The sequence below is a fragment of the Rhodococcus sp. NPDC057014 genome (genome assembly GCF_042673295.1).
Classification (GTDB): domain Bacteria; phylum Actinomycetota; class Actinomycetes; order Mycobacteriales; family Mycobacteriaceae; genus Rhodococcus_F.
Window position 1 is genome coordinate 21232 of the sequence record NZ_JBHUSF010000017.1, and the last position, 12958, is coordinate 34189.

Below are 12958 nucleotides of genomic sequence, written 5' to 3' on the forward strand. Positions count from 1 at the left end.
GGATCCGGACATTTTGTCTAGCCTCGGGGAATGCGCACCACCACCGCCGTTCTCGGCCTTCTGACGTTCGCCTCGCTCACCGCCTGCGGCGGGGACGCGCAGCCCGAGCCCCAGGACCCGACCGGCCGCACGTTCGTCTCCACCTCCGTCGAGGGCGACCCCATTCCCGGCGGTGGGCCGCTCGTGCTCGGGTTCACCGACCCCGGCCGACTGTCCGTCGACGCCGGATGCAATCAGGGCAGCGCCGACGTCGACCTGTCCGACGGGAAGATCGTGACGGGACCGCTCGCCATGACGCTGATGGCGTGCCCCGGCGAGGCGGCAGGCGCCGACACCTGGGTGGCGGCTCTGCTGGACGCGCAACCGAACTGGACCCTCGGTGGCGACACGCTCACCCTCACCACACCCACCGCTTCGGTGACGCTCACGGACGAGAAGGTCGCCCGGCCGGACCGGCCCGTCGTCGGGACCACCTGGACGGTGACCGCGCTGATCAGCCCGGACGCGGTCACCACGACAGCGGCGCTGGAGCGGACCGCGCCGCAGTTGCTGATCGCAGCCGACGGTTCGGCGTCCGGTTTCACCGGCTGCAACCGGATGACCGGGACCGCGGACGTGCAGCAGAGTTCGATCACGTTCGGGTCCTGGGCCACCACCCGGATGGCGTGTCCGCCGGACGTGTCGGAGGTGGAGCGCGCGGTGCTCGCGGCGTTGACCGGGGAGACGGGCTACAGCGTCCGTTCGGATGCGATGCGCATGGTCAACGCGGACGGCACCGGGCTGGAACTCCGGGCGAGCTAGAGAGCGGCCAGCCAGCGCCCGAGCTCGCGAGCGCTCGCGTCGATCCGGGCGGGCCAGTCCAGTGCCGAGTCGTCCGCCGTGTCGGAGACGTGCTTGACCAGCCGGCACCGGGCACCGGCGCGGGCGCTGGCATAGGCGACGGCGAAACCCTCCATGTCGACGAGGTCGGCTCTGCGGGCGAGTTCGTCACGCACGCCGGCGTCGGACACGAACAGATCCCCGGTCGCGAGCACGGAACCGTCGCCGTCGGGCAGGGCCAGAAGATCGGCCACGTCGTGCCCGAGCGCCCGGATGGCGTCGCCGCTGATGTCGTGGTTCAGCACGGTCGACGGCGTGAACAGCCCGCTGTGATGCTCGTGCAGCGCGCCCGCGGTGCCGATGTTGACGACGAGCGGCCGGTCGGTTCGCGGATAGTCGGCGAGCGCGGACGCCACGGCCACGGCGGCGCTCACCTTGCCGATCCCGGTGATCAGGACCTCGAACTCGGACGGGACGTGCACCGCCTCCGCCTTGGTCGCGCTGACCACCAGAACGTCCGATCTACTCATGCGCGGAACCGTACCCTGCGCCCGTCAGGGGCACTCGCTAGAGTTCTGGCATGGCGAATCTACGTGCGCAGATCCTCGAGGAACTCGGTGCCCGGCCCACCATCGACGCGGCCGACGAGATCCGCAAACGTGTTCAGTTCCTGAAGGACTACCTGCTGTCGACCCCGGCCAAGGGTTTCGTCCTGGGTATCAGCGGCGGTCAGGACAGCACCCTCACCGGGCGCCTCGCCCAGCTCGCGGCGAGCGAACTGCGCGAGGAGGGCCACGACGCCGAGTTCGTCGCCGTCCGGCTGCCCTACGGCACCCAGGCCGACGAATCCGACGCGCAGATCTCCCTCGACTTCATCAAGCCCGACCGGTCGGTGGTCGTCAACGTGAAGCCCGGCGCGGACGCGACCGCGAAGGAGTCGTCCGAGGCGCTGCGCGACATCATCGGCGACGGCGGCGAACTCCGCGACTTCGTCCGCGGCAACATCAAGGCCCGCGAGCGCATGGTGATCCAGTATTCGATCGCCGGTCAGCTCGGGTATCTCGTCGTCGGCACCGACCATGCCGCCGAGGCGATCACCGGTTTCTTCACCAAGTTCGGCGACGGCGGTGTGGACGTCACTCCCCTGACGGGGTTGTCCAAGCGTCAGGGCGCCGCGCTGCTCCGCGAACTCGGCGCGCCCGAGAGCACGTGGAAGAAGGTTCCCACCGCCGACCTCGAGGACGACCGTCCCGCCCTTCCCGACGAGGAGGCGCTGGGCCTGACGTACGCGCAGATCGACGACTACCTCGAGGGCAAGGACGTCCCGGACGCCGTGGCCGAGAAGCTCGAGGCGATGTTCCGCAGCACCCGGCACAAGCGCACGGTCCCGGTGACCCCGCTCGACACGTGGTGGCGGTGACCCGGTGGTCCAGGCGCTGGTCGCGGGCGGTACCGGCACTGCAGGCCGGCAGGTGGTCAAGGAGTTCCTCGCCCGCGGTCACTCCGTCCGGGTCCTGACCCGGCACGGTGGTGCGCCCGGCAGCGAGATCGCGCATTTCCACGGTGATCTCGTCACCGGCGACGGCCTCGCCGAGGCACTCGCCGGTGTCGACGTCGTGGTCGACACCACCGACGGCAAGACGAAGGGCACCCGGGCGGTGCTGGAGAAGGGCGCCGAGAACCTGCTCGCCACCGCGGACGGCGCGGGCGTCCGACGCGCCGTCCTCCTCTCCATCGTCAACGTCGATCTGGCCGAATTCGCCTATTACCAGGCGAAGCGCACCCAGGAGCGGGTCTACGACAGTGCCGCGATCGAGACGGTGATCGTGCGGGCGACCCAGTTCCACGACTTCATTCCCATGATCGCGAAGCCGGCAAGCCGGGCGGGACTGATCCCGGCCTTCTCGAAGACGAGCTTTCAGACCATCGACACGAGGGACGTCGCGACCGCCCTGGTCGACGCCGCCCTGGCCACCGACGCGCCGGAGGGGCCGATCACCATCGGCGGCCCGGAGGTGCGCACGGCCCGCGATCTGACGACGGCGTGGAAGAAGGCCACCGGGACGCACGGGTTCGTCGTGAACGTGCCGCTTCCCGGCGCGCTGGGGCAGTTCCTGCGGAGCGGATCGAACCTGGTGCCCGACAACCGGTTCGGAACGATCACCTTCGACCGGTGGCTGGCCGAGTCCATCCACTGAACGGCCCGGCGGACAGCGGGCTAGCCGCCGGCAAACGGCGGCAGCACGTCCACCTGCGCCCCGGCGGTGCGCGTCAGATCGCGGGTCAACTCGGAGTCCACCAGGAAGGCGGAGACCGACAGCACCTGCTGCATGCCGGGACCGTACTTAGTGAGGAGAAGGTCCTTCACCTGACCGAGATTTGCGGTGGCCGGGAGGTCGAGGGTCTCCTTCGTGCAGCCCGCCGCGTCGGCGGCGGCCGCGAAGTACCGAACCGAAATGCCCGTCACGTCAACCACCGATTGCTCCCATACTGCGTTGCGGCGGGGCGAAGCCGTCCGCGTTGATTCCGTGGCCTGCCCACTTGTTCCACATCGCGCCGCGCCACAACTGCGCCAGATCCTCGTCGCCCGCACCCGACCGCAGCGCCGACCGCAGGTCGACCTCCTGATCGCTGAACAGGCACGACCGTACCGTTCCCTCGGCGGTGAGGCGGGTGCGGTCGCAGTCGGAGCAGAACGACCTGGTGACCGACGCGATGATTCCGACCGTGCCCGGTCCGCCGTCGACGAGCCACTCCTCGGCGGGCGCCGACGGGTCTTCCCTCCCGTGTTCGGTGAGCGTGAACCGCTCGCCGAGGACGGCCAGCAACCGGTCGGCGGTGACCATGTTGTCGCGTGCCCACTCGTGATCGGCGTCGAGCGGCATCTCCTCGATGAACCGCAGCGTGACGCCCTCGCTCAGGCACCATTCCAGGAGATCGGCCGCTCCGCTCAGCGTTTCGGGCATCAGCACCGCATTGATCTTCATCGGCGCCAGTCCGGCTCGGGCTGCGGCACGGATACCCGCCATCACCGACGGCAGACGGTCGCGTCGGGTCAGTCTCGCGAAGTGCTCGCGGTCGACCGAATCGAGGGAAACGTTGACCCGTGTCAGCCCGGCGCGGGCGAGCCCGGCCGCGCGGTGCTCGAGACCGACGGCGTTGGTGGTCATCGCGAGCGGAATCCCCGGCACCCGCTCGGCGCATCCGGCGATCATCCGCTCGAGATCCACCCGCATCAGCGGTTCGCCCCCGGTGAACCGGACCTCGCCGACACCGAGCCGGTGAACGGCGATGTCGACGAGCCTGACGATCTCGTCCGCGGTGAGGAGATTCTGCGCCGGAATGGCGGGCAGGCCCTCCTCGGGCATGCAGTACGTGCAGCGCAGCGAACACTTCTCGGTGATCGACACCCGCAGATCCCGCGCGACGCGGCCGAACCGGTCGACCAGCTGATCGACGTCCGGTCTGCCGTCGAGCGAGACCGACGACCGGACGGTCGGGATCCCCATCTCCACCGTCGTCATCGCGTTGCCTTTCGCTGCATCTGTCCAGTATGCCGCGCGGGGGTGAGCGTTGTCCGATGCGGTGTGCGTCACTCGGCCGGGAGGTGCCTAGGATTGGTGACCATGGCCGGAGGAATATCGTGACCGCACGCTCCGTGGAGCAGCACGCCCAGCACGTCGCCGAACTCCTCGCGCCGCTGCACGGGCGCCCGGCCGAGGAGCTCCCGCTGGGCGAGGCACTCGGGCGCGCCCTCGCCGCCGACGTGCACTCCCCCGTCGACCTGCCGTTGTTCCGGAATTCGCAGATGGACGGATACGCGGTCGACGCCGCCTCCGTCGCGTCCATCCCGGCCGTGCTGCCGGTGCGGGGCGTGATCGCCGCGGGACCGGCAGGCACCACCGTCCACACTCCCGGAACCGCCTACCGGATCATGACCGGTGCGCCGATCCCCGAAGGCGCCGACGCGATCGTCCCGGTCGAGGACACCGAGGCCGCGGACGGACAGGTCCGCATCGAACGTTCGCGCACTGCCGGTGAGTTCGTGCGCGAGCGCGGCAGCGACGTCCGGGAGGGCATGCTCCTGCTGTCCGCGGGCAGTGTCCTCGCCGCCCGGCACATCGCCGTCCTCGCCGCCGTCGGCTTGCAGCGGGTCCCCGTGCGCCCGCGCCCGCGCATCGCCGTGATCACCACGGGCGCCGAACTGGTGGACGCCGGAACGACACTGCACCCCGGAGAGATCTACGACTCCAACGGAATCGCCCTCGCGTCGAGCGCCAGGGCCAACGGCGCCGAGGTCGTGTCGATCGCGCGCAGCGGCGACGACCCGGCCGAATTCCGGACCCTGCTCGCGGAGGCGACCACCACCGCCGACCTCGTCCTCACGTCCGGCGGGGTGTCGATGGGCGACTTCGAGGTGGTCAAGGAGACGCTCTCACCGCTCGGCGCGCACTTCGGGCACGTCGCGATGCAACCGGGCGGACCGCAGGGCACCGCCGTCGTCGACGGCACGCCCGTCCTCAACTTCCCGGGGAACCCGGTCAGCACCCTCGTCTCCTTCGAGGTGTTCGCACGTCCCGAGATCCGGCGCGCCGCCGGGCTCCCGCCGACGGAACCCGAGGAACTGCCACTCGCCGCGGCCGTCACCTCCATACCCGGCAAGCGGCAGTTCCTCCGGGCGCGCCGCACCGACGCCGGAGTCGAACTCGTGTCCGGCCCCGGCTCCCATCTCGTCGCCGCGATGGCGTGGGCGGACGTCCTCCTCGACGTTCCCGCCGACGTCACCGCGCTCGACGCCGGACAACTCGTGAAGGTGATCCCCCTATGAGCGACCTGACGCACCTCGACAGCGAGGGCCGCGCGCGCATGGTCGACGTGAGCGCGAAGGCAGACACGACCCGAACCGCGGTGGCCGCCGGGCAATTGGTCACCACCCCCGCGGTGATCGAACTGGTCCGGGCCGACGACCTGCCCAAGGCCGACGTTCTCGCGACGGCCCGGATCGCCGGGATCTCCGGGGCGAAGAAGACATCCGAGCTGATTCCGCTCTGCCATCAGCTCGCGCTGTCGTCGGTGAAGCTGGAGTTCGGGTTCACCGACACTGCGATCACGATCGAGGCCACCGCGAAGACGAAGGGCCCGACCGGCGTCGAGATGGAGGCCCTCACCGCCGTGGCAGTGGCCGGATTGACGTTGCACGACATGGTGAAGGCCGTCGACCCCGCCGCGACACTGGACGGTGTCCGGCTGCTCACCAAGGACGGCGGCAAACGCGGGCACTGGACGCGCGAGCAGCAGAGCACCGGAACGCCCACGGTGACAGCACGATCCGCGGCCGTACTGGTCGCCTCGACCGGCGGGGCCAAGGGCACGCGGGAAGACACGACCGGCCCGGTGATCGCCGCGTGGCTCGAGGAACGTGGCTTCACCACCCGGGGTCCGCTCGTCTACGCGGACGCGGACATCGCGTCCGGACTCGCCGACGCCCTGTCCGGGAGCCCGGCACTGATCATCAGCACCGGCGGCACCGGGGTCTCCCCCACGGACGCGACCCCGGAGGCCACCCGCGCCGTGCTCGACCGCGAACTGCCCGGCGTGGCCGACGCCATCCGGAACCGCGGCACGGACGTGACCCCGCACGCCTCGCTGAGCCGCGGACTCGCCGGTGTGGCGAACGGCACAGTCGTGGTGAATCTCCCCGGCTCGCCGGGCGGGGTCAGGGACGGATTGTCCGTCCTCGACCCCATCGTCGATCATCTTCTCGCTCAGGTCGCCGGTGGAGGTGCGCACGATGCCTGACATTCTCGCCCAGATCTCGGACCAGCCGCTCGATCCCGCCGTCGTCGTGTTCACCGGCGTCGTCCGCAATCACGATGGCGGACAATCCGTCTCGGCACTCGAATACCAGTCGCACCCGGACGCCGAACGCTTCCTCCGCACCGTCTGCGAGGAGGTCGCGGCCTCGTCCGGACTCCCCGTCGCGGCCATCCACCGGGTCGGATCCCTCACCGTCGGCGACCTCGCGGTGGTCGCCGCGGTCGCCGCTCCCCACCGCGCCGAGGCCTTCTCCGCGTGCGCCGAACTGGTGGAGCGCATCAAGCACGAGGTACCCATCTGGAAGCGGCAGAAATTCGCCGACGGGGCATCGGAATGGGTCGGTCTGTGACTCCTCGGTCGGACCGGCCGGCCGCCACCAGGTAGACTCGCCACCACTAGATGACCACGACGGTCATCCAGCGTCGTAGAACGCATTCAGTTCGGTCACCCGAATCCTGTTGGATGTGCACCACCGCATCCGCTCTTCTTACGGCGAAGAAGCTTGCCGACCGGCAACGCCGCCAACCTGTGCTCGAGCTCCGACGGAGACCTTCCGTATCGGCCCTCCGGGCACAACCCTGTGCTCGAAAGGCCTGACCACTTGTCTGACACGAATACCCCCGACACGACGTTCGCCGCGCTCGGTGTCCGCGAACCGCTGGTGAAAGCACTCGCCGACAAGGGGATCACCTCCCCGTTCCCCATCCAGGTCGACACCCTCCCCGACACACTGTCGGGACGCGACGTGCTCGGCCGCGGCAAGACGGGCAGCGGCAAGACGCTGGCATTCTCCATTCCGATGGTGTCCCGCCTCGCGGGTGAACTGTCCGGCGGAAAGCGCCGCCCGGGCCGCCCGGTGGGCCTGATCCTCGCCCCCACCCGCGAGCTCGCCACGCAGATCACCGCAACCCTGGAACCGCTCGCCGCCGCGTACGACCTGCGAGTCACCACGATCTTCGGTGGTGTCTCCCAGAACCGTCAGGTGAACGCCCTCAAGGCGGGCGTCGACATCGTCGTCGCGTGCCCCGGACGACTCGAAGACCTGATGAAGCAGAAGTTCGTGAGTCTCGACGCCGTCGAGATCACCGTGCTCGACGAGGCCGATCACATGGCCGACCTCGGCTTCCTGCCCGTCGTCACCCGCATCCTCACTGCGACCCCCCAGCAGGGGCAGCGGCTGCTGTTCTCCGCCACCCTGGACAACGGCGTCGACAAGCTCGTGAAGCGGTTCCTGAAGAACGAGGTGCTGCACTCGGTGGACGAGGCGAACTCGCCCGTCGCGGCCATGACGCACCACGTGTTCGACGTGGACGGCGTCGAGGCCAAGCGCAAGCTGGTCGAGCGGCTGGCATCGGGCACCGGACGCCGCATCCTGTTCATGCGCACCAAGCACCAGGCCCGCAAGCTGGCCCGTCAGCTCACCGAGGCCGGAATCCCTTCGGTCGATCTGCACGGCAACCTGTCGCAGGCGGCCCGCGACCGCAACCTCGCCTCGTTCTCGGCCGGTGAGGCCCGCGTGCTGGTGGCCACCGACGTCGCGGCCCGCGGCGTGCACGTCGACGACGTCGAGTTGGTCGTCCACGTCGATCCGCCCGCCGAGCACAAGGCCTACCTGCACCGTTCCGGCCGCACCGCACGCGCGGGCAGCGCAGGCGACGTCGTCACGGTCGTGCTGCCCGAGCAGCGCAAGGACCTGGCCGTCCTCATGCGCAAGGCCGCGATCAAGGTGACCCCGGTCCGCAGCACCGCGGACTCCGCACACGTGCTCGACCTGGTCGGCGACATCGCACCGCACGTCGCGCCGGCCCCGAAGGCGGCACCGGCGTCGAACGGCGGCGGACGCAATCAGCGGCCGGGCGGCGCCCAGGGCGGACGCGGCGGTCAGGGAGGTCAGGGCGGGCGCGCACACGGTCAGGGCGGCGGCGCACGTCGCTCCCGCTCGGGTGGAGCCGGACGCCCCCGCGCAGCCTCGTCCGCCGGCGGCGGAACCCGCACGGCGTCCGCCGGCGGTTCACGCCGCCGTCAGGGCTAGAACTTCTCGAGGTGGACGGCGTCGGCCAACGGCCGGCGCCCCCGCCACCCGAAGCGCTCGAGGTCCGGCACCTGCTGGAACTCGGCGACCCTCCCCACGCACAGCCACGCGATGGGTCGCACCGGCTCGGGGATGCCCAGCAGTTCGGTGAGATAGGGCTCGTCGTAGAACGACACCCAGCCGACGCCCACATTCTCGGCGGCCGCGGCGAGCCACAGATTCTGGATCGCAAGCACCGCGGAGAACAGGCCCGTGTCGTCGACCGTGTGCCTGCCGAGGATGTGTTCGCCGCCGCGGCTCCGGTCGTACGTCACGACCACCCCCATGCCGCTCTCGCAGATCCCTTCGATCTTGATGGGGTCGAACGTCTTCTTCCGGTCTTCGGGCAGCGACTCCGCGAACCGCCTGCGGGCGCCGGCCACGTGGTCGGCGAACGTGGTCAGCGTGCCGGTGTCGCGTACGACGACGAAATCCCACGGCTGGGTGTTGCCCACGCTGGGCGCGCAGTGCGCGGCGCCCAGGATGCGGTCGAGAACCTCCTCCGCGATCGGCTCCCCGGTGAACTCGGCCCGCACGTCGCGGCGGCGGCGGATCGCGTCGTACACCGACAGCGCCGGCTCGGGATTCGTATCGGGACTACACGCAGACTCGGTCACGCGGTCACGGTATAGCGGTGCACACCCAGCATCGCGCCGGGGTCCGCATCTTCGCCCTCCGCCACGACGCAGCCCGCGAGCCGGGTCCGCACGTGCTCGGATTCGATGTCGGCACCGATGAGCACCAGCTGGGTCGCCCGCTCCTCGCCGGGCTCCCAGCGCGTCGACGTGAATCTGATGTGCGGGCCGACGGTCTGCACCTCGAACTTCCGGGACTGCCCCGGCACCGCGAAATGCACGAACCCCTTGATCCGGTAGATCCCGACCGGTCGCGCCTCGAGGAACTCCACGAGCCGCCGCGGATCGATCGGCTCGCCCGAGGCGAAATCGACTGCCTCGTACGACGAATGCAGGTGGTCGTGGTCTTCGCAGTGGTCGTGCTGATCCAGCAGGAGCTGGTCGAGGGTGAGCTGCTCCCCCGGCGCCGGTTCACGCCCCGGTTCCCGGTCGAACAGCAGGGTGGGCTCGATCCGGCCGTGCGCGGTGGTGAGGACGGGCGCGCGGTCGTTGTAGCCGCGGATCATCGCCTGCACGGCGGCGCGCCGGTCGTCGTCGATGCGGTCCGTCTTGTTGAGGATCACGAGGTCGGCGAGCGTAACGTGCTTGCCGAGGTCCGGGTGCTGTTCGGACATGTCCTCGAACTGCTCGCCGTCGACCATCACGACGAGACCGCCGTACATCACGTGCGGGTTGGTGCTTCCGAGGACGAGACGAATCATGTTGCGCGGCTCGGCAAGCCCGCTCGCCTCGACGATGATCACATCGATCTGCGACGCGGGATGCGCAAGGCGGTCCAGCATCTCGTCCATGTCGCTGACGTCCACGGCGCAGCACATGCAGCCGTTGCTCAGCGACACCATCGAATCGACCTGACCGGCCACCATCATCGAATCGATGTTCACGGCGCCGAAGTCGTTGACGATGACGCCGACCCGGACGCCACGGTTGTTGCGCAGCACGTGGTTGAGCAGGGTGGTTTTTCCCGAACCGAGGAATCCGGCGACGATGACGACGGGAATCCGCTTCTTCGCCAACGCTGCGACCTCCGTGGGACCTCGACGAGCTACCGGGCGCCCATCCTAGCGGACAGACGGCTCGACCTCGAGGTCACGGACCCGGCGCGCGGGCGACCCCGCGTAGAGCCCGTTCGGCTCGCAGTCGCGGGTGACCACGGCGCCCGCCCCGACGACGCACCCCTCGCCCACCGTCACTCCCGGAAGGATGATCGCGCCCGCGCCGATCCAGCACCCGTCGCCGATCACGATCGGACGGTCGACCACACGCCCGCCTCGGCCCGAGCTCGGACCGATCTCGTGAGTGCTCGTGACGAACTGGACGCGGTGCCCGACGGCGACCTGTCTGCCGAGCGTGATGGTCGCGGTGCCGTCGAACAGGACGCCGCGGTTGACGAAGGTCCCCAGCCCCATCGTGACGTCCTTGCTGCCGAAATAGCAGCCCGAATAGATTCCGGCTCCCCACACTTTCGCTCCCGCGGCCATCAGCAGCAGAACCCGCAGCCACACGGGGACGAACGCGGAGGCCTGGACGATGGTGACGAACCGCATCTCGTCACCCTATCCTCGCGGAGCAAGTTCGCGACCCAGGTTTGCTATTCATTAACTGATTCACCGCACGAAACTGGACGGTGCGGCGTACCATGTGGGCGCCATCGAAGAAGCACGAGGGGGAACAGTGAGAAAACTGGATAGCGACGGATTCGCTGCGCTGATGGAGTCGATTCCCCACGCGATCAGCGTTCACGACCGCGAACGAAACGTCGTGTTCAGCAACCCCGCCTGCGCGACCCTGATCGGCTACGACGCCGACGAATTCGCGGACCTCGATCACGAGCAACTGTTCCACCCCGACGACGCCGCATTGTGGGGCACCATGCTCGCCCGGGTACTGAGCCAGGAAAGCCCGAGCGCGACAGCACATCTGCGCATCCGGCACCGGGAGGGTCACTGGATCTGGGTGCTCGTCGCGGCGTCCACGTTCACCGCGGGCACCGAGAGACTGGTCGCCCTCGTGCTCCAGGACGTGTCCGACACGATCTGGGGCAACCCCACGGCGGCGAGGCAGCCGATCCGATAACCGTCCACTCACCGGTCGTCGCCGGAACCGCAGCAGCACGGCGGAGTCCGAACGGTGGCGCCGCATCGCCGGCAGAAATGGGTGCGGTGCCCACCGTTACTGGACGTCGCGCACCCGCACACCTCCCACCCCACCAGGCACGTATTCGCGGCCAGGGCGTGCCCGTTCGGACAGCACCCCGGCGCGGTCTCGGTGCGGGCGGCCACACGTCGAATCTACCCGGAGATCGAACAGATGTGCGAATTTCTGCCCGAAGCGTCACATGTAGTTGCCGGGCGAACCGTCCTCCTGGCCGTCCTCCCGTTCCACCAGGAACCAACTCCCGGGGGCGTAGATCAGCTCCCGCGCGGCGCGGACGATGACGAGCGCCCCGGACTCGTGGATGCTGTAGCTGTCGTCGTCGCCGAAGTCGGTGACGGCGAACTCCGCCAATTGGTCGAATGAGCGATGCGTCACAGTGAATGTCATGACGCCAGTGTCCCACCGGGACAAGAAAGATGAATGAGGAAAGCCCCCCAGCCGCATCGTCTGCGGATGAGAGGCTTCCCTCGAAAGTGGAGCTAAGGGGACTCGAACCCCTGACCCCCACACTGCCAGTGTGGTGCGCTACCAGCTGCGCCATAGCCCCGTATTCGGTTGTTCTCCGCACTCGGAATGACTTCCTCCGTGCTCGAAGAAAGTTACACCATTGCCGGCCGGGCCAACAAATCGCCTGGTCAGAGGCGCTTCGCGCCCGTGCGTGGTTAAGGAGTCCAGACACTCGTCAACCGCGCACGGGCGGCGGAGCCGCCTACAGCTGCGACACCCAGTTCTCGTTGGACAGCGCATCGATCACGGTGCCGTCCTTGACCACGGCAGGCGTGCCGCTGGCACCGCTCGCGGCGAGGGCCTGACGGCCCGCCTCGGCGTGCGCCCGGGCCTGCTCGACCTTCGCCCCGGTGGTGATGCACTGGGCGGCAGCGTCGGACGCTCCCGCGTCGCGGGCGATCTGCGCGAGTTCCTCGTTGGTGTGATCGGAGCTGCCGTTCTCCTTCGGCTGGTTCGCCGGGGAGAACAACGCCGCATGGAATGCCGAATACGCCACGGCATCACCGGTTTCGGCGACGCACTCGGACGCAGCGACGGCGCGGGTGGAGTAGTCGCCGGTGGCCGAGAGCCGGTCGAGGAAGTTCAGGACGTGGTAGCGGACGGCCACCTTGCCGTCGTCGATGGCCTGCGCAAGTTCCTGACCGTTCTTGTTCTCGAGTTCGGCGCAGTACGGGCACATGGGATCTTCGAACAGGTCGACCGTGGCGGCGGCGTCCGGCCGGCCGAGGAGAACGACACCGTCATCCTGCAACGCCACCTGGACCTCGGAGTTCTGGACCCCGCCGTAACCGTCGTTGCGCGGCTTGCTGCGGTTGCTCTGCCAGATCACACCACCGATGACGAGTACGGCGATGACCAGTACGGCGAGCCCACCGAGAATGTAGGTGGACCGGCTGGATTCCGGCTGCGGGTTGTACTTGTTCTTCGAGCTCACGTGGATGCAGTCCTTCGA

Annotated in this window: 16 protein-coding genes and 1 tRNA gene; 8 read left to right on the top strand and 9 right to left on the bottom strand. The window is 69.1% G+C overall.

Annotation, left to right across the window (positions count from 1 at the left end):
- Positions 1 to 30 precede the first annotated feature (30 nt).
- Positions 31 to 801 carry an META domain-containing protein gene (locus tag ACFTZB_RS05875; RefSeq protein ID WP_378430537.1) on the top strand — a complete coding sequence of 257 codons (771 nt, stop codon included), beginning with the start codon at positions 31 to 33 and terminating at the stop codon, positions 799 to 801.
- On the opposite strand, the gene ACFTZB_RS05880 is transcribed toward ACFTZB_RS05875, so the two are convergent.
- Entirely contained in the window at positions 798 to 1349 is a 552-nt protein-coding gene (locus ACFTZB_RS05880; protein ID WP_378430538.1) for a nucleosidase, read from the bottom strand. The two genes, ACFTZB_RS05875 and ACFTZB_RS05880, sit on opposite strands and share 4 nt — an antisense overlap.
- Before the next feature lie 50 nt (positions 1350 to 1399).
- On the opposite strand from ACFTZB_RS05880, the gene nadE reads away from it, so the two are divergent.
- Complete coding sequence (gene nadE / locus ACFTZB_RS05885; protein ID WP_378430539.1) at positions 1400 to 2239, top strand: ammonia-dependent NAD(+) synthetase; 840 nt, start codon at positions 1400 to 1402, stop codon at positions 2237 to 2239.
- A 4-nt stretch (positions 2240 to 2243) separates the two neighbouring features.
- Positions 2244 to 3017, top strand: coding sequence for an SDR family oxidoreductase (locus ACFTZB_RS05890; RefSeq protein ID WP_378430540.1), 774 nt, complete (start codon positions 2244 to 2246; stop codon positions 3015 to 3017).
- A gap of 20 nt (positions 3018 to 3037) precedes the next feature.
- On the opposite strand, the gene ACFTZB_RS05895 is transcribed toward ACFTZB_RS05890, so the two are convergent.
- Both ACFTZB_RS05895 and moaA read right to left on the bottom strand, forming a co-directional pair.
- A complete protein-coding gene (locus ACFTZB_RS05895) occupies positions 3038 to 3295 on the bottom strand; it encodes a MoaD/ThiS family protein (protein WP_206005332.1) in 258 nt (85 codons plus the stop codon).
- Positions 3288 to 4343, bottom strand: coding sequence for a GTP 3',8-cyclase MoaA (gene moaA / locus ACFTZB_RS05900; RefSeq protein WP_378430541.1), 1056 nt, complete (start codon positions 4341 to 4343; stop codon positions 3288 to 3290). Before moaA ends, ACFTZB_RS05895 begins: the two co-directional genes overlap by 8 nt.
- Before the next feature lie 119 nt (positions 4344 to 4462).
- Here moaA and glp point away from each other — a divergent pair, with 119 nt between their 5' ends.
- The 4 genes from glp to ACFTZB_RS05920 all read left to right on the top strand — a co-directional run bounded on the left by glp (position 4463) and on the right by ACFTZB_RS05920 (position 8668).
- Positions 4463 to 5647, top strand: a complete 1185-nt coding sequence (gene glp, locus ACFTZB_RS05905) for a gephyrin-like molybdotransferase Glp (protein WP_378430542.1) — start codon at positions 4463 to 4465, stop codon at positions 5645 to 5647.
- Entirely contained in the window at positions 5644 to 6618 is a 975-nt protein-coding gene (gene moaCB / locus ACFTZB_RS05910) for a bifunctional molybdenum cofactor biosynthesis protein MoaC/MoaB (RefSeq protein WP_378430543.1), read from the top strand. Before glp ends, moaCB begins: the two co-directional genes overlap by 4 nt.
- Positions 6611 to 6985 (top strand): molybdenum cofactor biosynthesis protein MoaE, encoded by a 375-nt coding sequence (locus ACFTZB_RS05915; RefSeq protein ID WP_378430544.1) that lies wholly within the window; start codon positions 6611 to 6613, stop codon positions 6983 to 6985. The genes moaCB and ACFTZB_RS05915 overlap by 8 nt, the downstream gene beginning before the upstream one ends.
- 252 nt (positions 6986 to 7237) lie before the next feature.
- Positions 7238 to 8668, top strand: coding sequence for a DEAD/DEAH box helicase (locus ACFTZB_RS05920; protein ID WP_378430545.1), 1431 nt, complete (start codon positions 7238 to 7240; stop codon positions 8666 to 8668).
- Here the strand turns inward: ACFTZB_RS05920 and bluB are convergent.
- From bluB to ACFTZB_RS05935, 3 genes are read right to left on the bottom strand one after another with little or no spacing between them, the layout of a single operon-like run.
- Positions 8665 to 9324, bottom strand: a complete 660-nt coding sequence (gene bluB / locus ACFTZB_RS05925; RefSeq protein WP_072937701.1) for a 5,6-dimethylbenzimidazole synthase — start codon at positions 9322 to 9324, stop codon at positions 8665 to 8667. The two genes, ACFTZB_RS05920 and bluB, sit on opposite strands and share 4 nt — an antisense overlap.
- On the bottom strand, positions 9321 to 10358 hold the full coding sequence (locus tag ACFTZB_RS05930) for a CobW family GTP-binding protein (protein ID WP_378430546.1): 1038 nt from the start codon (positions 10356 to 10358) through the stop codon (positions 9321 to 9323). The genes bluB and ACFTZB_RS05930 overlap by 4 nt, the downstream gene beginning before the upstream one ends.
- 45 nt (positions 10359 to 10403) lie before the next feature.
- The gene (locus tag ACFTZB_RS05935) at positions 10404 to 10889 is read right to left on the bottom strand and encodes an acyltransferase (protein WP_378430547.1); all 486 of its coding nucleotides are present in this window, start codon (positions 10887 to 10889) and stop codon (positions 10404 to 10406) included.
- Positions 10890 to 11016: 127 nt separating this feature from the next.
- On the opposite strand from ACFTZB_RS05935, the gene ACFTZB_RS05940 reads away from it, so the two are divergent.
- Positions 11017 to 11418: a PAS domain S-box protein gene (locus ACFTZB_RS05940; protein WP_378430548.1), complete on the top strand. Its 402-nt coding sequence runs from the start codon at positions 11017 to 11019 to the stop codon at positions 11416 to 11418.
- Positions 11419 to 11676: 258 nt separating this feature from the next.
- On the opposite strand, the gene ACFTZB_RS05945 is transcribed toward ACFTZB_RS05940, so the two are convergent.
- From ACFTZB_RS05945 to ACFTZB_RS05955, 3 genes are all read right to left on the bottom strand, one after another.
- Positions 11677 to 11886, bottom strand: coding sequence for a hypothetical protein (locus ACFTZB_RS05945; protein WP_011598322.1), 210 nt, complete (start codon positions 11884 to 11886; stop codon positions 11677 to 11679).
- Positions 11887 to 11973: 87 nt separating this feature from the next.
- Positions 11974 to 12046: transfer RNA gene (locus ACFTZB_RS05950), tRNA-Ala, on the bottom strand.
- 162 nt (positions 12047 to 12208) lie between these two features.
- Positions 12209 to 12940 carry a DsbA family protein gene (locus tag ACFTZB_RS05955; RefSeq protein ID WP_378430549.1) on the bottom strand — a complete coding sequence of 244 codons (732 nt, stop codon included), beginning with the start codon at positions 12938 to 12940 and terminating at the stop codon, positions 12209 to 12211.
- Between the last annotated feature and the right edge of the window lie 18 nt (positions 12941 to 12958).